Raw genomic sequence first — 21,132 nt, 5'->3', positions numbered from 1 at the left:
GACTGCTTCGCAGTCCAGCGGGAGCAAGCTCCCTCGCCACAAAAGCGGTTCTGGCAAGCTTCGCACTATCCACATCCCGACTTTTATGATTGACCCGGCAACTTTATTTCGTTTGCCGGGCACCTCTCCCCGCGGCTTAGATAAAGGCAATATTTCTTCCTCCGAGCCGTCATCCATGAGCCGCGAAAGCATCAGCCAATCGATTTCCTTCGTTCACCCCATCAGCCTCAACCATGGAAAAAATGCCGAAGTCTGGGACACGGATGGCAAGCGCTACATTGATTTTGTCGGCGGCATCGGCGTGCTGAATCTCGGCCACTGTCATCCGCGTGTCGTCGAGGCGATTCGCGAGCAAGCCACCCGGTTGACTCACTATGCGTTCAATGCCGCGCCGCACCGGCCTTATCTCGAATTGATGGAGCGCCTGGCAAGATTCATCCCAGTGGACTATCCGCTTAGCGGCATGCTTACCAACAGCGGCGCCGAGGCAGCGGAGAACGCCTTGAAAATCGTCCGCGGCGCCACGGGGCGCACCGCCGTAATCGCGTTTGACGGCGGTTTCCACGGCCGGACCCTGGCCACCCTCAACCTCAACGGCAAGGTTGCGCCTTACAAACAGAAAGTCGGTGTCCTGCCCGGACCGGTCTATCACCTGCCCTATCCCAGCCAGGACAACGGCGTGACCTGTGCCGAAGCCCTGAAAGCCATGGATCGGCTGTTCAGCGTCGAGATCGACGTAAACGACGTAGCCTGTTTCATCGTCGAGCCGGTGCAGGGCGAAGCCGGTTTCCTGACGATGGAGATAGCCTTCGCCCAGGCGCTGCGCCAGTTCTGTGACGACAAGGGCATCGTATTGGTCATCGATGAGATCCAGTCCGGTTTCGGCCGTACCGGCCAACGTTTTGCGTTTTCGCGGCTGGGCATCGAACCGGACCTGATCCTGCTGGGCAAGAGCATCGCCGGCGGTGTCCCGCTGGGGGCGGTGATGGGACGCAAAGCCCTGATGGACAACCTGCCCAAGGGCGGCCTCGGCGGAACCTACTCGGGCAACCCTATCGCCTGCGCCGCCGCGCTGGCGACCCTGGACGAGATGACCGACGCGAACCTGCGGGCCTGGGGCGCGCGACAGGAAGAGGCCATTGTAAGCCGCTACGAATCCTGGCGCCGTCGCGGGCTGTCCCCCTATCTGGGGCGGTTGACCGGAGTCGGCGCCATGCGCGGCATCGAACTGGCCCACGCCGATGGCACCCCGGCGTCGGCGCAACTGACGCAATTGTTGGCGGCGGCACGGGATTCGGGCTTGCTGCTGATGCCCAGCGGCAAATCCCGGCACATCATTCGGCTGCTGGCGCCGTTGACGACCGAGCCGGCGGTGCTGGAAGAGGGATTGGATATTCTCGAGGCGTGCCTGACAAAACTGGGCTGAAACGCAATGCTCTGACCACAAAAAAACCTGTGGGAGCGAGCTTGCTCGCGATAGCGTCAGGTCAGCCAACATCTATGTTGACTGACACACCGTCATCGCGAGCAAGCTCGCTCCCACAAGGGCTCGGCATCCACCCGTTGGTCATGTGACAGGCATAAAAAAACCGGCCGAAGCCGGTTTTTTTTGTACCCGATGAATCAGAACGAAACGTTCTGCAAGCCATCCAGGTAACGCTCGGTGTCCAGGGCCGCCATGCAACCGGCGCCGGCCGAGGTGATCGCCTGGCGGTAGACGTGGTCGGCCACGTCGCCGGCCGCGAAGATACCTTCGACGCTGGTGGCCGTGGCGTTGCCGTCGCGACCGCCCTTGACCACCAGGTAACCGTCCTTGAGCTCCAGCTGGCCTTCGAACAACGAGGTGTTCGGCGTGTGGCCGATGGCGATGAAGACCCCGTCGACCTTGATCTCGTCAAAGCTGCCGTCGTTGTTCTTCAGGCGGGCACCGGTCACGCCCATGTTGTCGCCCAGCACTTCGTCCAGGGTCGCGTTGAGCTTGAGGATGATCTTGCCTTCGGCGACACGGGCGTTGAGCTTGTCGATCAGGATCTTCTCGGCGCGGAAGGTTTCGCGACGGTGGATCAGCGTGACCGTGCTGGCGATGTTGGCCAGGTACAACGCTTCTTCAACAGCGGTGTTGCCGCCACCGACCACGGCGACCGGCTTGTTGCGGTAGAAGAAACCATCGCAGGTGGCGCAGGCGGACACGCCTTTGCCCATGAAAGCTTCTTCCGATGGCAGGCCCAGGTAGCGGGCGCTGGCGCCAGTGGCGATGATCAGGGCGTCACAGGTGTAGGTCGCGCTGTCGCCGGTCAGGGTGTAGGGCTTGGCGGCGAAATCCACGGCGTTGATGTGGTCGAAAACGATCTCGGTCTCGAAGCGCTCGGCGTGTTCCTTCATGCGTTCCATCAAGGCCGGACCGGTCAGGCCATGGACATCACCCGGCCAGTTGTCGACTTCAGTGGTGGTGGTCAACTGACCGCCGGCCTGCATGCCGGTGATCAGCAGCGGCTTTAGGTTGGCACGGGCCGCATAAACCGCAGCGCTGTAACCGGCAGGGCCGGAACCAAGGATAATCACTCGCGAATGACGGACTTCAGACATGACCTGCTCCTGTTGACCGGACCTTGCGGGCCGGAACGCCGGGTGAGCGGCGCGAATAAAAAAGGACCGTTGACGCACTTGGGGAAGGCTTGGTTTCGACAGTCCTGTAAAAGAATGGGTGCAGCGTATCGAGGGAGCGAAGATTAAGGAAATACGGTTTAACAATCCAGCTCATAGGTGAGCTCTATCCGCGGCAGCGCTTCCGATAGGTGCGATCCTGCGCTAAACCTTTGTTACACACCGTGTCGTGGCTTTCGCGCGTCGGGCAAAGCCGGTAAGGTCGGCGCGTCCACCTACCCTCGGAGCCACCTATGCCCGCCGCCCCTGTCCTGTCCGGCCCGCAATATTTGCGAGAAGGACTCAAACTGGTCCTGAGCCCCAGCCTGCGCCTGTTTGTATTGTTGCCGCTGGCGATCAATCTGGTGTTGTTCGTCGGGCTGATCTACCTCGCCGGTCACCAGTTCAGCCTGTGGGTCGACACGCTCATGCCGTCGTTGCCCGATTGGCTGAGCTTTCTCAGTTACGTGCTCTGGCCACTGTTCGTCGTCCTTGTCGTACTGATGGTGTTTTTCAGCTTCACCATGCTCGCCAATATCATTGCAGCGCCCTTCAATGGCTTTCTCGCCGAGAAAGTCGAGGTAGTGGTTCGCGGCACCGATGATTTCCCCGCGTTCAGTTGGGACGAGCTGGTTGCGATGATCCCGCGTACCCTGGCCCGGGAGGCGCGCAAGCTCGGCTATTTTCTGCCCCGGGCCCTGGGGCTGTTCGTGCTGTCATTCATCCCGGTGATCAATATCGTCGCCGCACCGCTGTGGCTGCTGTTCGGCATCTGGATGATGGCGATCCAGTACATCGACTACCCGGCGGACAACCATAAGCTGGGCTGGAACGAAATGCTCGCCTGGCTGCGGGAAAAACGCTGGCAGAGCCTGGGTTTTGGCGGCAGCGTCTACCTGGTGCTGCTGATCCCGGTGGTGAACATCCTGATGATGCCGGCCGCGGTGGCCGGGGCGACGTTGTTTTGGGTAAAGGAGCGAGGATGAGTCGGCAAAAAAACTTTTCGTTTTTCGACTGAGACCTGTCAACTCTTACAGTAGGCGCCGTTGTCGGCAGGCGCTTTAATGGCCCTTTCAAACTTTGAAAGGGCTTTGACATGCAAATTCAAAATAGCGAAGCTGCGAATACAGAACGAGCCAATTCCTTTCCCTGGCTCGAACTTAGCCCGACGGTCCTGCACGCCAGACAAACTAATGGAGATATTTATAGAGTTACCCAGCAGACTCGGGTTGTCATCGGCACTGAAAGCCTGCGCCCACTGGCCAAGCGACTGGCTGACGGACTTGCCCTAGCGGCACAACTGCCAGCGTCGCTGGATGTAGTTCTAACAGAAGCAGTTGCGCCGGGAGATGTAGTGCTACGGTTGGCTGACGTTCCAACAAGCGATATTCCAATCCCAGCGAAAGGCGTTCTCGAGCTCTACCGGATCGATATCTCGTCGATGATCAGCGTTACGGCAAAATCACTGCAAGCCATGGCCTTGGCGCTGACAACTCTGCACAAAGCTGCACGTGTTTCCTACGCGCTTACTTGGGCAGAAGTGATCGACGCGCCGTCGCAGAGTGAACGTTCGGTATTGATTGATGTGGGTCGTAAGCATTATAGCGTGGGTTGGATGAAAGACCTGCTGCGAGAAATGGCTTGGAATCAACTCAACACTTTATATCTGCATCTCACTGACAACGAGGGGGTGAGGATTAAATTCCCCTCCCACCCGGACATTTCCAGCCCAGACGCATGGACCGCTGCCGAGCTCGACGAAATCCTTCAGACAGCGAAGGCTTATTACATAGAGGTGATTCCAGGAATAGAGCCGGTCGGCCATATGGGTTACATCCTCTCAAAAAAAATCCAATTTCAACTGAAATTAGACAGCGGCGATATGGCTCCACGCGCACTGGACTTCAGTATTCCCGCCGCTCGGACATTTGTTACCGAACTCGTTGACGACCTCCTCGAGTTGTTTCCCTCTTGCAAATTCGTCAATCTCGAAGCTGACGAGTATTTCCTGGATCCTGTGACGATCAATAACACGTCTCAATTGGCGAAATATGCCAAGGACCAGTCTGGAAACCCCAGTGCCGGCTCACAGGATGGATTCAGGTATTTTGTCAATGAACTGGCGGAGCGGGTGCAGGCCAGGGGCAAAACTGTACGGGTGTGGAACGACTCGGTCACCCAGAAGAACCCGATAATTCCCATATCCACGACTATCGACATACTTTGCTGGAGTATTTGGGGCAGCAAACGCAACGAGATGAACGTCGATGACCTCATAAAGGCTGGGTACAACGTCTTGAACGCGCATGGAGATTTTTATTTCGTCATTCGATCAGGCTGGACCAATCTGATCGACTCAAAACATTCGCCCTATGGCCTTTATAATATCTGGCGCCTCAACCACTTCATGGACGAGGCTGGGGAGAAAGTAACGATCGTTGAGCCTGACAATCCCAAGTTGAAAGGCGGTGGTATACAAATATGGGCCGACGAAGCGGTTCACATGACTCCCGAAAAAGTCCTAGCGGACTTGAAACTTTGGCTGTTACCACTAGGCCAACATTCGTGGGGCTCACCCCATGCGCCAGTCAGATACGATGATTTGGGAGCTGTTGCCAGGTCCGTCTCTAGCGCGCCACCTGAGCATTGACACTGGGAAGATAAAAGTCTCGCAACCCCGAGTCATAAATTCGTCACTCAATTGACGCAATGACGAAATGGCCCCGGTCGACACTGGGGTCATGACCACACTCTTGCACGTTACCCTCGTCACCGAAACCTTTGCGCCGGAAATCAATGGCGTAGCCAACACCCTGGGTCGTCTCTACGACGGCTTGCGTGCCCGCGGGCACCGGGTGGAACTGATCCGCCCCCGCCAGGCCGGGGACCACGGCCTGGCCAGTGACGAGCAGTTACTGCTATGCCGGGGCTGGCCTTTGCCCGGGTATCCGGGGTTGCAATGGGGGCAGGCGTCGATGCACAAGTTGCTCAGGCGCTGGAAACGTCATCGCCCGGACGTGTTGTATATCGCCACGGAAGGCCCGCTGGGCTTGTCCGCGCTACGGGCAGCGCGGCGCCTGGGGATTTCGGTGGTCAGCGGCTTCCATACCAATTTCCAGCAGTACACCCAGCAATATGGCCTCGGCTTGCTAAGCCGCGGGCTGACCCATTACCTGCGTTGGTTCCACAACCGCTCCAGCCTGACGCTGGTGCCCAGCCTCAGCCAGCGCCTGGAACTGGAACGCCGGCATTTCGAACGCGTGGCGTTGCTGTCCCGCGGCGTGGACAGCCAATTGTTCCATCCAGCCAAACGCTCCACAGACCTTCGTGAAACATGGGGCCTGGGCGAGGAGGATATTGCCGTCATCCACGTCGGACGCCTGGCGCCGGAGAAAAACCTCGGGCTGCTCAAGCGCAGTTTCGACATGCTGAGCAGCGCCTTCCCGGCACGGCGAATCAGACTGGTGATAATCGGTGACGGCCCGCAGCGGTCCGCTCTCGAACAGCTATTGCCCGAGGCGATCTTTTGCGGCGCACAGCGTGGCGAAGCGCTGGCTGCGCATTATGCGTCCGGGGATGTGTTTGTCTTTCCGAGCCTGACCGAAACCTTCGGCAACGTCGTGCTCGAAGCACTTGCCTCGGGGCTGGGCGTGGTGGCCTACGATCAGGCTGCGGCGGCGCAGCACATCCGTCACGGCTACAACGGTGTGCTGGCGATGCCAGGGGATGAAGAAGCCTTTTGCGACGCGGCCCGCTGGCTGCTGGAAGAGCGCGAGGCCTTGCGTTGTGTGCGGCTCAATGCGCGCCAGCATGCCAGTCGCCAGGGCTGGGCATCGGTGATCGAGCAGTTCGAGGCGCAGTTGCGCGGGGTTTGTGTGGGTGAGCAGGTGCTGCCTGCGGCGCCGACGGTGCGTTGATTGTCGCTGATGCTGAGGGCGCCATCGCGAGCAAGCTCGCTCCCACATTGAATCTTCGGCGGAATATATATCTGGTGTTCTACCGAAATCCCCTGTGGGAGCGAGCTTGCTCGCGATAGCGTCAGCTCAGGCGATGCTTAAACCAAGGTCATCAACGCCTCGCGGCTGAACGGCAGGATCTCCTGTTCGCGCCCTTCACGCACTTTCTGCGCCCAGTCCGGATCCACCAGCAGCGCGCGCCCCACCGCCACCAGATCGAATTCCTCCTTGTTCAGGCGCTCGAGCAGATTCTCCAGGCTGGCCGGTTGCGCAACCTTGTCGGTGTTCACCATAAATTGCAGGAACTCACCATCAAGGCCGACGCTGCCGACGGTGATGGTGGGCTTGCCCGTGAGCTTGCGGGTCCAGCCGGCCAGGTTCAGGTCCGAGCCTTCGAATTCCGGCTCCCAGAAGCGACGCGTAGAACAGTGGAAGATATCCACGCCGGCATCCGCCAGGGGCTTGAGAAATTCTCCCAGCGCTTCGGGCGTCTGCACCAGGCGCGCGGTGTAGTCCTGCTGTTTCCATTGGGAAAAACGGAAAATGATCGGGAAGCCCTCACCTACCGCAGCCCGCACCGCGCGAATCAGCTCGATCGCGAAGCGCGAACGATTGGCCAGACTGCCACCATAACTGTCGGTGCGCTGGTTACTGCCTTCCCAGAAAAACTGGTCCACCAGGTAGCCGTGGGCACCGTGGATTTCCACCCCGTCCATGCCGATGCTCTGGGCGTCTTTTGCCGCTTGGGCGAATGCCGCAATGACCTCGTCGATGTCCGTCTGGGTCATGCCATGGACCACGACCTGGCCGTCCTTGAGTTTTTCAGTCGGGCCGTAGCCCGGCACGGCGCCATCCGGCTCGGTGCCGAGGCGCCGCACGTTGCCCACATGCCACAGTTGCGGAACAATCTTGCCGCCTTCGGCGTGCACGGCATCGACCACTTTTTTCCAGCCGGCCAGCGCGGCGTCGCCATAGAAGTGCGGTACGTTCGGATAGCCATTGGACGCCTGATGGCCGACCGTGGTGCCCTCGGTGATGATCAGGCCGACCCCGGCCGCCGCGCGACGACGGTAGTACTCGATCACCTTGGAGTTCGGCACACCGCCAGGCGAAAAGGAGCGCGTCATCGGCGCCATCACGACCCGGGTCGGCAATTCCAGCGCGCCGAGATGAAAGGGTTTGAACAGGGCTTTTACAGGCATGGGGCACTCCATGAAAACGAGGTCACAGATCGGATATGACGACGATAATATGGGGCATGCACAGCGCTGGGTAGCACTATTGATTGGAGTGATTAAGGATCAAAAGGCCGCGCTGAGGTATGGGCTCAACCATCCTGTGGGAGGGAGCAAGCTCCCTCGCCACGGAGCAATCACAAGCTGAGCTTCAAGCCAGCGCTTTTTCAATTGCCTGGATGACCGAAGGATCATCCGGCGGCGTGCGCGGCGAGAAACGCGCCAACACCCGACCGTCCTTGCCGAGCAGGAATTTTTCGAAGTTCCAGGTGATGTCCCCGGGAAACTCGGCACCTTCACCCGCCAACAGACGGTACAGCTGGTGACGGTCGTGGCCGTTCACTTCCAGTTTGCTCGACAGCGGGAACGTAACGCCGTAATTGAGGCTGCAGAATTCCTGGATCTCCTGCTCGGTTCCTGGCTCCTGGCCGGCGAACTGATTACAGGGCAGGCCCAGCACGCTGAACCCCTGGTCCTTGTATTGCTGATAAAGATTTTCCAGCGCCGCGTACTGAGGCGTCAGGCCACATTTGGAGGCGACGTTGACCACCAGCACGACTTGGCCCTTGAATGGCGCGAGGGGAAGCTCCTGACCATCCAGGGCTTGCAGTTTAAGGTCGTGGAAAGCACTCATGACGAACTCCAGGGTTTGCGGATCTTTTCGAAACAGCCATGGGCGATGCTAACAGCAAGCGACTAAAAAGGCGCCATAGGGCGCCTCTCCAGTCAACTTGAGCGTAGCGCAGAAATCAGTGCTGATGGCCGCCTTCACCATGGACGTGGCCATGGGCGATTTCTTCCTGGCTGGCATCACGGATGTCGACGATCTTGACCTGGAAGTTCAAGCGCTGACCGGCCAACGGGTGGTTGCCGTCGACAGTCACGTCGTCGCCGTCGAGGTCACGGATAGTGACGATCTGCATCTGGCCATCAGGCGCCGAAGCGTGGAACTGCATGCCCACTTCCAGCTCATCCACGCCTTCGAACATGCTGCGGCTCAGGGTGCTGACCAGCTCGGCGGAATATTCGCCATAAGCGTCTTCCGGCTCAACGGCCACTTTCAGCTCGTCACCGGTGGTTTTGCCTTCCAGGGCTTTTTCCAGGCCCGGGATGATGTTGCCTGCGCCATGCAGGTAGACCAGCGGAGCGCCGCCGGCGGAGCTGTCGATGACCTCACCAGCGTCGTTGGTCAGGGTATAGTCGATGGAGACAGCCTTATTGGCGGCGATCAGCATGGGGCGAGACCTTTTGCATAAGAATGAAGAACGGACAAGTCTAAACAAGGATTTGCCCGAAAGCGAACGGAACCCGGACAAACGGGCTAGCTCGAACAGACCAACGGTCACCGGTTTCCATCAGGATGAGGACGGGCACTGGGTGGCCGAGCTGTCCTGTGGCCACACCCAGCACCTGCGCCACCAGCCACCGTGGCAATCCCGGGCCTGGGTGCTGGACCCGGCGCAACGTACTGAAAAAATAGGCCAGCCCTTTGATTGCGGCTGGTGCGCTCAAGGCCCGGTTAGCGCTAACCTTGGCGACTGAATTGACGGTAGACAGCCAGTCATAGGCTGCAGCCTTGCCATGCCCCTCTAGAGAATCCGCATGCAGACTTTTTTTATCGCGCCCACCGACTTTGGTGTGGGTCTGACCTCCATCAGCCTCGGGCTGGTGCGTACCCTCGAACGGGCCGGGCTGAAAGTCGGCTTTTTCAAACCCATCGCCCAGCCCCACCCTGGCGATACCGGCCCGGAACGCTCCACCGAACTGGTGGCCCGTACTCACGGCCTCAAGCCACCGCAACCACTGGGCCTGGCCCATGTGGAGCGCATGCTCGGCGATGGCCAGCTCGATGAATTGCTGGAAGAAATCATCACCCTCTATCAACAGGCCGCGATCGGCAAGGACGTGCTGGTCGTCGAGGGCATGGTCCCGACCCGCAGCGCCAGCTACGCCGCCCGGGTCAACCTGCACCTGGCCAAGAGCCTGGACGCCGAGGTGATCCTGGTGTCGGCGCCGGAAAACGAAGTGCTGACCGAACTGTCCGGTCGTGTCGAGTTGCAGGCGCAACTGTTCGGCGGGCCGAAAGATCCGAAGGTCCTCGGCGTGATCCTCAACAAGGTGCGCACCGACGAAAGCATGGAAGCGTTTTCAGCACGGCTCAAGGAGCACTCGCCCCTGCTGCGCAGCGGCGACTTCCGCCTGCTCGGCTGCATCCCTTTTCGCCCCGAACTCAACGCCCCGCGCACCCGCGACGTGGCCGACCTGATGGGCGCGCAGGTACTCAACGCCGGCGACTACGAAACCCGGCGCATGAGCAACATCATCATCTGCGCCCGCACCATGCGCAACACGGTGGAGCTGCTCAAGCCCGGCGTACTGGTGGTCACCCCGGGCGATCGCGATGACATCATCCTGGCCGTGAGCCTGGCGGCGATCAACGGCGTGCCGCTGGCCGGCCTGCTGCTGACCAGCGACACCCTGCCCGACCCGCGCATCATGGACTTGTGCCGAGGCGCCTTGCAGGCGGGGTTGCCGGTGCTGTCGGTGAGCACCGGCTCCTACGACACCGCCAACCTGCTCAACAGCCTGAACAAGGAAATCCCCATCGATGATCGCGAACGCGCGGAGATCATCACCGATTTTGTTGCCAGTCACCTCGACGCCAACTGGCTGCACCAACGCTGCGGCACGCCCCGGGAAATGCGCCTGTCGCCGGCGGTGTTCCGCTACCAACTGATCCAGCGCGCCCAAGCGGCCAACAAGCGTATCGTCTTGCCCGAAGGCAGCGAACCGCTGACCGTACAGGCGGCGGCGATTTGCCAGGCCCGAGGCATCGCCCGTTGCGTGCTGCTGGCCAAGCCGGCCGACGTCGAAGCGGTGGCCCGGGCCCAAGGCATCGAACTGCCGCCTGGGTTGGAGATTCTCGACCCGGATACGATCCGCGAGCGCTACGTGGAACCCATGGTGCGGCTGCGCAAAAGCAAGAGCCTGAACGCACCGATGGCCGAGCAGCAACTGGAAGACACCGTGGTGATCGGCACCATGATGCTGGCGCTGGATGAAGTCGACGGGCTTGTCTCGGGGGTCATCCACTCCACCGCCAATACCATTCGCCCGGCGTTGCAACTGATCAAGACCGCACCCGGCTGTTCGCTGGTGTCCTCGGTATTTTTCATGCTGTTTCCCGAGGAAGTGCTGGTCTACGGCGACTGCGTGATGAACCCGCACCCCAGTGCAGCGGAGCTGGCCGAAATCGCCCTGCAAAGCGCCGATTCAGCCGCAGCGTTCGGCATCACGCCACGGGTGGCGATGCTCAGCTATTCCAGCGGCGAATCGGCCAGCGGTGAAGAAGTGGAGAAGGTCCGCGAAGCCACCCTGCTGGCCCACGAGGCACAACATGGCTTGCTGATCGACGGCCCGTTGCAATACGACGCCGCCGCCAACGAGGCCGTGGCCCGGCAATTGGCGCCCAACAGCCAGGTAGCCGGCCGCGCCACGGTGTTCATTTTCCCGGACCTGAACACCGGCAACACCACCCACAAGGCCGTGCAGCGCAGCGCCGACTGCGTCAGCCTCGGGCCGATGCTGCAAGGCCTGCGCAAACCGGTGAACGACCTGCCGCGCGGCGCCCAGGTCGATGACATCGTGTACACCATCGCCCTGACAGCGATCCAAGCCGCCAACCGACCTCTGGACATTTAAATGCTGGATTTCCTGCCTGCCCCCGTGCGCGGCGTCATTGCCTCGCTGCTGTTGGCGCTGAACACCATCGCCTGCTGTACGCCGCTGTTCGTCGTGGCGATCTTCAAGCTGTTGCTGCCCTTCCCCGCCGCCCAGCGTTTCACCGACTGGCTGATGAGCCACATCCACGAAGCCTGGATCAGTAACAACAAGGCCTGGATGAACCTGGTGCGCCCTACCCGCTGGCGCCTCAGCGGCCTGGAAGGCCTGGACTACCAGCACTCGTACCTGATCACCAGCAACCACCAGAGCTGGGTCGACATCATGGTGCTGCAATACGTGCTGAACCGACGCATCCGTCCATTGAAGTTCTTTCTCAAGCAGGAGCTGATCTGGGTGCCGGTGATCGGCCTGGCCTGGTGGGCGCTGGGGTTTCCGTTCATGAAGCGTTACTCCAAGACGTACCTGGAAAAGCATCCGGATAAGAAAGGCAAGGACCTGGAAACCACCCGCAAGACCTGCGCGAAATTTCGCAACAACCCCGTGGGCATCTTCAATTTCGTCGAAGGCACGCGCTTCACCGAGGGTAAGCATGCCCAGCAACAATCACCGTTTCGCTACCTGCTCAAGCCCAAGGCCGGCGGGATCGCGTTTGTGCTTGATGCGATGGGCGAGCAACTGGAGTCGATCATCAACGTGACGATCCATTATCCGGGCGGTCGTCCGGGCTATTGGGATTTGCTCTGCGGCAACGTTGGCGAGGTGGTGGTGCATTTCCAGGAGCTGAAGATCCCACCGCAGTTCATCGGCAAAAGCTACGACCAGGATGGGGAGTATCGCCTGGAGTTCCAAGGCTGGATCAACCAGTTGTGGCAGGACAAGGATGCGCTGCTTGAGCAGATGCATCGCGAGCATCCCGCCAAGTCTTGAGGTGACTGTACAGGCCTCATCGCGAGCAAGCTCGCTCCCACAGGGTATGTGTGAGCGCCACGAATCTACTGTGGGAGCGAGCTTGCTCGCGATAGCAATTTTCCAGACAACAAAAAAGCCCGCAGATGATCACTCATCTGCGGGCTTTTCATTTACAGCGCTGATCCTTAGATCGCCCCACGCTTGCGCAGCAGATCCAGCACCTGCTTGACGCTCTCTTCCAGGGTCAGCGACTGGGTGTCGATCACAAGATCAGCATCCAGCGGCACGTCATACGGGAAGGACTCGCCCGGGATGTTGTCGCCAGCGGCGGCGTACAGCCCTTGCGGATCACGCTGGGCGCACACCGTCGGCGAGGCCTGGACGTAGACTGTCAGCAGGCGCTCGCGGCCGATCAGGTCCTTGGCCTGCTCGCGCCCTTCGGCACTCGGTGCAACGAAGGCGGCCAGGGTCAACAGGCCCGCTTCGTTGAACTGACGGGCGACGTGAGCCGCACGACGCCAGTTCTCGGTGCGCCCGGCACGGTCCTGCGGCAAGCCTTTATTGAGGTCGTGACGCAGGTTTTGACCATCGAGCACGAACACCGCGCGGCCCATGTCGAACAGCTTGCGCTCCACCGCATAGGCCAGCGTGCTCTTGCCCGCGCCCGACAGGCCGCTGAACAGCACGGTGGCCGGCTGCTGGCCGAAGCGCTGGGTGCGTTCTTCCACCGACACATGGGCCAGTTTGCCATGGTGCGTACTGCTGCCGTGGGCCAGCGGCTGGGCGACGATCATGCCGGCACCGACGGTGCCGTTGGTCAGGCGGTCGATGATGATGAAGGCGCCCGTGGTGCGGTTGCTCTCGTAACCGTCCAGGGCGATCGGCGCATCCAGGGCGATCTTCACCTTGCCGATTTCGTTGAGCTGTAACGCGCTGGCCGGGCCTTCCTCAAGGGTGTTCACATCGACCTTGTTGACGATGCTGGCAATCGAGCCGGGCACGTAACTGGTGGCGCGCTTGATGTCGTACTTCTTGCCCGGCAGCATCGGCTCTTCGGCCATCCACACCAGCATCGCTTCGAAGCTGTCGGTCACCGGCGGAACGTTGTCGGCGTGTACCAGCAGGTCGCCACGGGAGATATCGATCTCGTCTTCCATGGTCAACGTCACAGCCTGGCCTGGGCCGGCGTGTTCCAGCTCGCCCTCGAAGGTGACGATGGATTTCACGCGGCTGCTCTTGCCCGACGGCAGCACTACCACTTCGTCGCCCTTGTGCACGATGCCACTGGCAAGGGTGCCGGCGAAACCGCGGAAGTTCAGGTTCGGACGGTTGACGTACTGCACCGGGAAACGCAGGTCGGTGAAGTTGCGGTCGCCCGCCACTTCCACGGTCTCGAGAATTTCCATCAGCGACTGGCCGGTGTACCACGGCGAACGCTCGGACCTGTTCACCACGTTGTCGCCCTTGAGCGCCGACATCGGCACGAAGTGCATGCTGGTGGGCTTCATCTTCAAGCCTTCGGCGAACTTCAGGTAGTCGGCCTTGATCGACTCGAATACGCCCTGGTCGAAGTCCTTGAGGTCCATCTTGTTGATGGCCACGACGATGTGCTTGATGCCCAGCAACGAGGCGATGAAGCTGTGGCGACGGGTCTGGGTCTGCACGCCGTAGCGGGCGTCCACGAGGATGATCGCCAGGTCACAGGTGGAGGCACCGGTGGCCATGTTGCGGGTGTACTGCTCATGGCCGGGCGTGTCGGCGATAATGAATTTACGCTTGGCGGTGGAGAAATAGCGGTAGGCGACATCAATGGTGATGCCTTGCTCGCGCTCGGCCTGCAGGCCGTCGACCAGCAACGCCAGGTCGATGTCGTCACCGGTGGTGCCGACTTTCTTCGAATCGCGAGTGATCGCTTCCAGATGATCTTCGTAGATCATCTTCGAGTCGTGCAGCAGGCGCCCGATCAGGGTGCTCTTGCCGTCGTCGACGTTACCGCAGGTCAAAAAGCGCAGCAGCTCTTTACGTTCGTGCTGGCCCAGGTAGGCGAGGATGTCCTCGCTGATCAAATCAGATGCGTGCGACATGACAACCCCTTAGAAATAACCCTGACGTTTCTTGTCTTCCATCGAGCCTGCGCCATCGTGGTCGATGACCCGGCCCTGGCGCTCGGAAGTTCGCGTCAGGAGCATTTCCTGAATGATGTCCGTCAGGCTTTCGGCCTCGGACTCCACCGCGCCCGTCAACGGGTAGCAGCCAAGGGTACGGAAACGCACTTTCTTCTTGACGATGCGCGCCTTGTCTTCATCGGACAGGTGCTCGAGGATGCGCTCGTCGTCGATCATGATCAGCGTGCCGTTCTTCTCGATCACTTCCCGCTCGGCGGCGAAGTACAGCGGCACGATCGGGATACCTTCGAGGTAGATGTACTGCCAGATGTCCAGCTCGGTCCAGTTCGACAGCGGGAAGACGCGGATCGACTCCCCCTTGTTGACCTTGCCGTTATAGACGTTCCACAGCTCGGGGCGCTGGTTCTTCGGGTCCCAGCGGTGCTTGCTGTCGCGGAACGAGTAGACGCGCTCCTTGGCGCGGGACTTCTCTTCATCGCGACGGGCACCGCCGAATGCAGCGTCGAAACCATGCTTGTCGAGCGCCTGCTTCAGGCCCTCGGTCTTCATGATGTCGGTGTGCTTGGCGCTACCGTGGGTGAACGGGTTGATGTTCTGCGCGACGCCGTCCGGGTTGATGTGGGTGATCAGGTCCAAGCCCAGTTCTTCGACCATCTTGTCGCGGAACTTGTACATCTCCTGGAATTTCCAGCGGGTGTCGACGTGCATCACCGGAAACGGCAGCTTGCCGGGGAAAAACGCCTTGCGTGCCAGGTGCAGCATCACGGCGGAGTCTTTACCGATGGAGTACAGCATCACCGGGTTATCGAACTCGGCGGCCACCTCGCGGATAATGTGGATGCTTTCCGCCTCCAGCTGTTTCAGATGCGTCAGTTTGTCGACCATGGCTACTCACGAAAGCTTTCTTATGAACGGCCAGCGGGCCGTGTTCGAGCGGGGAATCCTAGCACAGCGACCTCTTCTAATCAGGGCGCCAACTAGATCGAAACAGCATATGGATATGCCCAGTGGTTCGGGCCCCGCACATGCTTTTCTGTGGGAGCGAGCTTGCTCGCGATGACGGAGTGTCAGCTACATTAATGTCGACTGATCCGCCGCTATCGCGAGCAAGCTCGCTCCCACAGGGGCTACAACTCCCCACAGGGATATAAACAGTCAGATAGGATTCGGGCAATCGATGAAGATGTGCTCCAGCGCGAAGCGTCGCGCCAGATAGTCACCCAGCGCCTGGACGCCGTAGCGCTCGGTCGCATGATGCCCGGCGGCGATGAAGCTGATGCCGTTCTCCCGGGCGCTGTGGAAGGTCTGCTCCGACGCTTCGCCGCTGAGATACAGGTCAACCCCGGCGAGTACCGCCTGATCAATGTAGCCCTGGCCGCCGCCGGTGCACCAGCCCACCCGGCGGATCATCTGCTCGCCTTCGATCAACAACGGCTCGCGCCCCATCACTTCCTGGACCTTGCGGGCGAAATCCCGGGGCGTCATCGGCTCGGACAAGGAGCCGACCAGGCCGACGATTTTCGGGTTCTCCGGATCCAGCGGCCCCTCGACGGTGATGTCCAACTGCCGGGCCAGTTGCACGTTATTGCCCACCTCGGGGTGCAGATCCAGCGGCAAGTGGTAAGCCAGGAGACTGATTTCGTGCTTGAGCAGCGTTTTCAGGCGCCGCTGCTTCATGCCGGTGATGCACGGGTTCTCACCCTTCCAGAAATAACCATGATGCACCAGCACCAGGTCGGCGCTGGCCTCCACGGCGGCGTCGAGCAATGCCTGGCTGGCGGTCACGCCGCTGACGATGCGCATCACCTGCGGCGCGCCCTCGACCTGCAAGCCATTGGGGCAGTAATCGGCGACCCGGCTGCTTGCCAGGTACCGGTCCGCTTCTTCAACCAGGGTGCTCAGGGCTACGGCCATAAAAAGACTCCTAAATATCCCGTTCAGAGGCGTGCGCGGCCTCGTATAATGCGCGACATTATGGGCGGTCCCATTCCGCCTGCAACCTTTGTAGGACGTGCTTAATGCTCAAGGCGCTGCGTTTTTCCGGCTGGCCGCTGTTGGCCGGCGTACTTGTCGCACTACTGATTATCCAGCGCTACCCGGAATGGGTCGGCTTGCCAAGCCTCGACGTCAATCTGCAACAGGCACCGCAGGCCAAGGCTCCGCAGCAGGGCCCCGTGTCCTATGCGGATGCGGTGACCCTCGCCGCGCCGGCGGTGGTCAACCTGTACACCACCAAGGTCGTCAACAAGTCCGGTCACCCGCTGTTCGAGGACCCGCAATTCCGACGCTTCTTTGGTGACAATTCCCCCAAGCAGAAGCGCATGGAATCAAGCCTGGGCTCGGGCGTCATCATGAGCCCGGAAGGCTACATCCTGACCAACAACCACGTCACCAGTGGTGCCGACCAGATCGTGGTGGCACTCAAGGACGGTCGTGAAACCCTGGCGCGGGTGATCGGCAGCGACCCGGAAACCGATCTGGCCGTGCTGAAGATCGATTTGAAAAACCTGCCGGCAATCACCATCGGCCGTTCCGACAGCATCCGTATTGGCGACGTGGCCCTGGCGATCGGCAACCCGTTCGGCGTCGGCCAGACCGTAACCATGGGGATCATCAGCGCCACCGGTCGCAACCAGTTGGGCCTGAACAACTACGAGGATTTCATCCAGACCGACGCCGCGATCAATCCCGGTAACTCCGGTGGTGCGCTGGTGGATGCCAATGGCAATCTCACCGGGATCAATACGGCGATCTTCTCCAAGTCCGGCGGCAGCCAGGGCATTGGCTTCGCCATTCCGGTGAAGCTGGCCATGGAGGTGATGAAGTCGATCATCGAGCACGGCCAGGTGATTCGCGGCTGGTTGGGCATTGAAGTCCAGCCGCTGACCCAGGAACTGGCGGAGTCCTTTGGCTTGTCCGGGCGCCCCGGCATCGTCGTGGCGGGGATTTTCCGCGACGGTCCGGCCCAGAAAGCCGGCCTGCAATTGGGCGACGTGATCCTCAGCATCGACGGCGAACCGGCCGGCGACGGCCGCCGCTCGATGAACCAGGTGGCGCGGATCAAGCCCACCGACAAGGTCACCATCCAGGTGATGCGCAACGGCAAGGAGCTCAAGCTCACCGCCGAAATCGGCCTGCGTCCACCGCCGGCACCCGTGGTGCTCAAGGAAGAAGAGTAACCGCGGCACCTTGATCAGATCACATGTGGCGAGGGGATTTATCCCCTCGCCACATGTACTCCCTCGTTCTGCGGCGCCTATAGCTGCACCTGAAATACAGATAGCATAAATTCTCATTAGTAGTGTTATATTGTTTCAATACTAAAAATTGGAACAGCATAACATGTCATCCTTCAAACGGATTTCCGCTGCCAGCCTCGCCCTGGGCCTGCTCGGTGATCCCGCCTTCGCCGAAGAAAGTCAGCCCCTGGAACTGGACGCCATCAACGTCACGTCCGAGTACGAATCCCCTACCGGCCCCGTTTCAGGTTATCGCGCCACCCGCTCCGCCAGCGCGACCAAAACCGACACCGCCCTGCGTGACGTACCCCAATCCATCAGCGTGATTCCTGCCAGCGTGCTCAAGGACCTGGGCAGCACCAGCGTCGAACGGGCGCTGGAATATGCCGGTGGCGTATCGAAGCAGAACAATTTCGGCGGCCTGACGCTTTATGAATACAGCGTGCGCGGCTTTACCACGTCGGAGTTCTACAAGGATGGCTTCAGCGCCAACCGCGGTTACCCAAGCACCCCGGACGCCGCCAATATCGAACGCATCGAAGTTCTGAAGGGCCCGGCGGCCAGCCTTTATGGTCGGGGAGACCCTGGCGGGACGGTGAATATTGTCACCAAGAAACCCCAACCCGAAGCCTTCACTACACTGCAGACCAGCGCAGGCAGCTGGGACCGCTATCGCACCGCGCTGGACGTCAATACGCCACTGGACGCCGAAGGCAACCTGCTTTCGCGAGTAAACCTGGCGGTGGAGGACAACCACAGCTTCCGTGATCACGTCGACAGCAAGCGCGTCTTCGTGGCCCCGTCCATCAGTTGGCAACTGAGCCCGGACACTCGACTGCTGGTGGAAAGCGAAGTCGTGCGCCACAGCTCGACGTTCGATCGCGGCATCGTCGCTCCGAATAATCGCTGGGGTGGCGTCTCACGCTCGACTTTCCTCGGCGAACCCAACGACGGCGACATCGACAATCACAACAACATGCTCCAGGCCGCCCTTGAGCATCAGCTCAACGATACCTGGCAACTGCGTCTGGCCAGCCATTACAAGCAGGGTGAACTCTGGGGCTTCGCCTCAGAGGCGCGCGCCCTGAACGCCGACGGCCACACCGTGAACCGTCGCTACCGCGAGCGCGACAACGATTGGCACGACAGCATCACTCAGTTGGAACTGCGCGGCCAGTTCGACCTCGGCCCTTGGCAACATGAACTGCTGATCGGCACGGAATACGAGGACTACCGCAAGAACGAGCGCGTGACGACCATTGCTGGCAGCGCTTATCCCATCGACATTTACAACCCGATCTACGGCCAGCCGAAACCCAACGGTACGCGCTCCGGCACGGACTTCTTCGAGCATGTCGAAAGCAGGGCCCTGAACCTGCAAGACCAAATCGTCTTCACCGACAAACTGCGCGGCCTGCTTGGCGTGCGTTACGAGCACTTCGAGCAGAGCATCGACAATCATGTCAACGACGTCACCAGCCGTCAGCGCCATGACGCCCTGACGCAACGCGCGGGGCTGCTGTATCAACTGACGCCTGAAGTCGGGCTGTTCGCCAACGCCTCCACTTCGTTCAAGCCCAATAACGGCCTGGATGCCAGTGGCAAGACCTTCGACCCGGAGGAAGGTGTCGGTTATGAACTCGGAATCAAGAGTGAGCTATTCGACGATCGCCTGAGCACCACCCTGGCGGCTTTTCATATAGAGAAGGAAAACGTCCTGACCCAAGTCGCCGGAACCGACTTCAGCCGCGCCGTGGGCAAGGCCCGCAGCCAGGGCATCGACCTGCAGGTCACCGGCCAGGTGACCGACGCCGTGCGGGTAATTGGCGCCTTCGCCTACATCGATGCCGAAGTGACCAAGGGCGACGAGCAGATTCCCGAGGGCAGCCGGATCCTCGGCGTCGCCAAGCGCAGCGGCAGCCTGCTGGGGGTCTACCAATTCCAGGACGGCCACCTGCGCGGCTCGGACGTTGGCGCGGCATTCACTTATGTCGGTGATCGCTCGGGCGAGGCCGGCAAGGACTTCGAACTGCCGGCCTACCACACCGTGGATCTGCTGGCCCATTACAAGGCCAGTGACAACGTCACCGTCGGCCTGAACCTGAACAACGTCCTCGACGAAAAATACTACGAACGCTCCTACAGCAATTACTGGATCACCCCCGGCGATCCGCGCAACGTCACTGTCAGCCTCACCCTCGATCTATAAAAAGGAAAATCAGCATGAAATACCCCAAGACCTTTGCCCTGCTCGGTATGCTCCTGGCTATCGACGCCTCGGCCCATGGCCTGTGGACCGAACAACGCCGCGGCAATATCGAGGTGATCTACGGCCACGGCGCCGAAGACAACGCCTTCAAGGCGCAGAAAATCAGTGGCGCCTGGGCCTACGACCTCGGCGGCAAGATGATCCCGGTCACGGTGGAGCGTTTGTCGGACCACGCGCGCCTGCAGCCGCTCAAGCCGCCGGCCGTGCTAGCGGTCGCCCTGGACAACGGCATGTGGTCGCAGACCGCCGACAAGAAATGGACCAACGAAGGCCGCAGCAAAGTGCCTGGGGCGATTGAATCAACCCAGACCTTCAAGTACAGCCTGGCGATCTACGAGCCGGGCGCCAAACTGCCGAAGCTCGAACCGATCAAGTTCGTGATTCTGCCGGAAGTCGACCCGCTGACCGTCGGCCCCGGCCAATCGCTGCCGGTGCGGGTGCTGCTCGATGGCAAACCGGCGGCCGGCGTGAAGCTGGTCGGCGACTACCGTAGCGCACCGAACACCGTCAGCGCTGAAACCGACGCCGAAGGCCGGGCCAAGGTGCTGGTGCGCAATGAAGGCTTGAACGTGATCGCCGCAAGCATGGAAATCCCGCTCAAGGACAACAAGGACGTGGCGACACGCGGGGTGTTTACTTCGCTGACATTCCTGGGTGAGCCGCATCACGAGTGAGGCTCGAAAACTGCGGGAGCTGAGCGGACGCCATCGCGAGCAGGCTCGCTCCCACAGCGGATTTGCTGTGTTGCCAACCTTCCGGCCCGCCTGGAAACACATGTGGGAGCGAGCCTGCTCGCGAAAGCGTCAGTTCAGCCACCCTTGAAGTGACAGACAGTCAGCCATCGCGAGCAGGCTCGCTCCCACAGGGGATTGGCTATGTTGCCGATCTGTTGGACACCCTGGGAAACACATGTGGGAGCGAGCTTGCTCGCGAAAGCGTCGGTTCAGCCACCCTTGAAGTGACAGACACTCAGCCTTCGCGAGCAGGCTCGCTCCCACAGGGCATTTGGCTGTGTTGCTGACCTTCCGGACACTCTGAAACACATGTGGGAGCGAGCTTGCTCGCGAAAGC

Annotated in this window: 17 protein-coding genes; 10 read left to right on the top strand and 7 right to left on the bottom strand. The window is 60.6% G+C overall.

Features of this window, described 5'->3' with window-relative positions; all coding sequences use genetic code 11:
- Positions 1-175 precede the first annotated feature (175 nt).
- A complete protein-coding gene (locus J3P91_RS04320) occupies positions 176-1,426 on the top strand; it encodes a 2-aminoadipate transaminase (protein WP_434602840.1) in 1,251 nt (416 codons plus the stop codon).
- A gap of 197 nt (positions 1,427-1,623) precedes the next feature.
- Here J3P91_RS04320 and trxB read toward each other — a convergent pair whose 3' ends face one another.
- A complete protein-coding gene (gene trxB, locus J3P91_RS04315; protein ID WP_212799028.1) occupies positions 1,624-2,586 on the bottom strand; it encodes a thioredoxin-disulfide reductase in 963 nt (320 codons plus the stop codon).
- Positions 2,587-2,897: 311 nt separating this feature from the next.
- Here trxB and cysZ point away from each other — a divergent pair, with 311 nt between their 5' ends.
- The 3 genes from cysZ to J3P91_RS04300 all read left to right on the top strand — a co-directional run bounded on the left by cysZ (position 2,898) and on the right by J3P91_RS04300 (position 6,560).
- The gene (gene cysZ / locus J3P91_RS04310; RefSeq protein WP_434602839.1) at positions 2,898-3,629 is read left to right on the top strand and encodes a sulfate transporter CysZ; all 732 of its coding nucleotides are present in this window, start codon (positions 2,898-2,900) and stop codon (positions 3,627-3,629) included.
- 110 nt (positions 3,630-3,739) lie between these two features.
- A complete protein-coding gene (locus J3P91_RS04305) occupies positions 3,740-5,293 on the top strand; it encodes a family 20 glycosylhydrolase (RefSeq protein WP_434602838.1) in 1,554 nt (517 codons plus the stop codon).
- Positions 5,294-5,360: 67 nt separating this feature from the next.
- Positions 5,361-6,560, top strand: coding sequence for a glycosyltransferase family 4 protein (locus J3P91_RS04300; RefSeq protein ID WP_434602837.1), 1,200 nt, complete (start codon positions 5,361-5,363; stop codon positions 6,558-6,560).
- Positions 6,561-6,697: 137 nt separating this feature from the next.
- Here J3P91_RS04300 and J3P91_RS04295 read toward each other — a convergent pair whose 3' ends face one another.
- From J3P91_RS04295 to J3P91_RS04285, 3 genes are all read right to left on the bottom strand, one after another.
- Positions 6,698-7,801, bottom strand: coding sequence for an NADH:flavin oxidoreductase (locus J3P91_RS04295; protein ID WP_434602836.1), 1,104 nt, complete (start codon positions 7,799-7,801; stop codon positions 6,698-6,700).
- A gap of 184 nt (positions 7,802-7,985) precedes the next feature.
- Positions 7,986-8,468, bottom strand: a complete 483-nt coding sequence (locus J3P91_RS04290) for a glutathione peroxidase (protein ID WP_434569786.1) — start codon at positions 8,466-8,468, stop codon at positions 7,986-7,988.
- Positions 8,469-8,583: 115 nt separating this feature from the next.
- A complete protein-coding gene (locus J3P91_RS04285) occupies positions 8,584-9,069 on the bottom strand; it encodes an FKBP-type peptidyl-prolyl cis-trans isomerase (protein WP_305496761.1) in 486 nt (161 codons plus the stop codon).
- On the opposite strand from J3P91_RS04285, the gene J3P91_RS04280 reads away from it, so the two are divergent.
- The 3 genes from J3P91_RS04280 to J3P91_RS04270 are packed head-to-tail and all read left to right on the top strand — an operon-like array spanning position 9,038 to position 12,445.
- Positions 9,038-9,376, top strand: coding sequence for a DUF3565 domain-containing protein (locus tag J3P91_RS04280; RefSeq protein ID WP_434569787.1), 339 nt, complete (start codon positions 9,038-9,040; stop codon positions 9,374-9,376). The genes J3P91_RS04285 and J3P91_RS04280 overlap by 32 nt on opposite strands.
- A 60-nt stretch (positions 9,377-9,436) precedes the next feature.
- Entirely contained in the window at positions 9,437-11,536 is a 2,100-nt protein-coding gene (gene pta / locus J3P91_RS04275; protein WP_305496764.1) for a phosphate acetyltransferase, read from the top strand.
- A complete protein-coding gene (locus J3P91_RS04270; RefSeq protein ID WP_434602835.1) occupies positions 11,537-12,445 on the top strand; it encodes an acyltransferase in 909 nt (302 codons plus the stop codon).
- A 167-nt stretch (positions 12,446-12,612) separates the two neighbouring features.
- On the opposite strand, the gene cysN is transcribed toward J3P91_RS04270, so the two are convergent.
- The 3 genes from cysN to J3P91_RS04255 all read right to left on the bottom strand — a co-directional run bounded on the left by cysN (position 12,613) and on the right by J3P91_RS04255 (position 16,467).
- A complete protein-coding gene (gene cysN, locus J3P91_RS04265; protein ID WP_434569789.1) occupies positions 12,613-14,511 on the bottom strand; it encodes a sulfate adenylyltransferase subunit CysN in 1,899 nt (632 codons plus the stop codon).
- A gap of 9 nt (positions 14,512-14,520) precedes the next feature.
- A complete protein-coding gene (gene cysD / locus J3P91_RS04260; protein WP_007912374.1) occupies positions 14,521-15,438 on the bottom strand; it encodes a sulfate adenylyltransferase subunit CysD in 918 nt (305 codons plus the stop codon).
- Positions 15,439-15,708: 270 nt separating this feature from the next.
- Positions 15,709-16,467 carry a Nif3-like dinuclear metal center hexameric protein gene (locus J3P91_RS04255; RefSeq protein WP_434569790.1) on the bottom strand — a complete coding sequence of 253 codons (759 nt, stop codon included), beginning with the start codon at positions 16,465-16,467 and terminating at the stop codon, positions 15,709-15,711.
- A gap of 104 nt (positions 16,468-16,571) precedes the next feature.
- On the opposite strand from J3P91_RS04255, the gene algW reads away from it, so the two are divergent.
- From algW to J3P91_RS04240, 3 genes are all read left to right on the top strand, one after another.
- Complete coding sequence (algW, locus tag J3P91_RS04250) at positions 16,572-17,732, top strand: Do family serine endopeptidase AlgW (protein ID WP_305496771.1); 1,161 nt, start codon at positions 16,572-16,574, stop codon at positions 17,730-17,732.
- Between the two features lie 163 nt (positions 17,733-17,895).
- Complete coding sequence (locus J3P91_RS04245; RefSeq protein ID WP_434602834.1) at positions 17,896-20,001, top strand: TonB-dependent siderophore receptor; 2,106 nt, start codon at positions 17,896-17,898, stop codon at positions 19,999-20,001.
- A gap of 14 nt (positions 20,002-20,015) precedes the next feature.
- The gene (locus J3P91_RS04240) at positions 20,016-20,735 is read left to right on the top strand and encodes a DUF4198 domain-containing protein (protein ID WP_434602833.1); all 720 of its coding nucleotides are present in this window, start codon (positions 20,016-20,018) and stop codon (positions 20,733-20,735) included.
- Positions 20,736-21,132 lie beyond the last annotated feature (397 nt).

Origin of the sequence: Pseudomonas sp. Z4-7 (assembly GCF_051131965.1) — a bacterium.
Taxonomy (GTDB): domain Bacteria; phylum Pseudomonadota; class Gammaproteobacteria; order Pseudomonadales; family Pseudomonadaceae; genus Aquipseudomonas.
Note: the sequence above shows the minus strand (reverse complement) of the source record. Positions and strands in the feature narration are given on the sequence as shown.

Excerpts from the sequence above, each read along its gene's own strand:
- J3P91_RS04320 (WP_434602840.1), top strand. The coding sequence starts at position 176 with ATGAGCCGCGAAAGCATCAGCCAATCGATTTCCTTCGTTCACCCCATC.
- trxB (WP_212799028.1), bottom strand. The coding sequence starts at position 2,586 with ATGTCTGAAGTCCGTCATTCGCGAGTGATTATCCTTGGTTCCGGCCCT.
- cysZ (WP_434602839.1), top strand. The coding sequence starts at position 2,898 with ATGCCCGCCGCCCCTGTCCTGTCCGGCCCGCAATATTTGCGAGAAGGA.
- J3P91_RS04305 (WP_434602838.1), top strand. The coding sequence starts at position 3,740 with ATGCAAATTCAAAATAGCGAAGCTGCGAATACAGAACGAGCCAATTCC.
- J3P91_RS04300 (WP_434602837.1), top strand. The coding sequence starts at position 5,361 with ATGGCCCCGGTCGACACTGGGGTCATGACCACACTCTTGCACGTTACC.
- J3P91_RS04295 (WP_434602836.1), bottom strand. The coding sequence starts at position 7,801 with ATGCCTGTAAAAGCCCTGTTCAAACCCTTTCATCTCGGCGCGCTGGAA.
- J3P91_RS04290 (WP_434569786.1), bottom strand. The coding sequence starts at position 8,468 with ATGAGTGCTTTCCACGACCTTAAACTGCAAGCCCTGGATGGTCAGGAG.
- J3P91_RS04280 (WP_434569787.1), top strand. The coding sequence starts at position 9,038 with ATGGAGACAGCCTTATTGGCGGCGATCAGCATGGGGCGAGACCTTTTG.
- J3P91_RS04285 (WP_305496761.1), bottom strand. The coding sequence starts at position 9,069 with ATGCTGATCGCCGCCAATAAGGCTGTCTCCATCGACTATACCCTGACC.
- pta (WP_305496764.1), top strand. The coding sequence starts at position 9,437 with ATGCAGACTTTTTTTATCGCGCCCACCGACTTTGGTGTGGGTCTGACC.
- J3P91_RS04270 (WP_434602835.1), top strand. The coding sequence starts at position 11,537 with ATGCTGGATTTCCTGCCTGCCCCCGTGCGCGGCGTCATTGCCTCGCTG.
- cysN (WP_434569789.1), bottom strand. The coding sequence starts at position 14,511 with ATGTCGCACGCATCTGATTTGATCAGCGAGGACATCCTCGCCTACCTG.
- cysD (WP_007912374.1), bottom strand. The coding sequence starts at position 15,438 with ATGGTCGACAAACTGACGCATCTGAAACAGCTGGAGGCGGAAAGCATC.
- J3P91_RS04255 (WP_434569790.1), bottom strand. The coding sequence starts at position 16,467 with ATGGCCGTAGCCCTGAGCACCCTGGTTGAAGAAGCGGACCGGTACCTG.
- algW (WP_305496771.1), top strand. The coding sequence starts at position 16,572 with ATGCTCAAGGCGCTGCGTTTTTCCGGCTGGCCGCTGTTGGCCGGCGTA.
- J3P91_RS04245 (WP_434602834.1), top strand. The coding sequence starts at position 17,896 with ATGTCATCCTTCAAACGGATTTCCGCTGCCAGCCTCGCCCTGGGCCTG.
- J3P91_RS04240 (WP_434602833.1), top strand. The coding sequence starts at position 20,016 with ATGAAATACCCCAAGACCTTTGCCCTGCTCGGTATGCTCCTGGCTATC.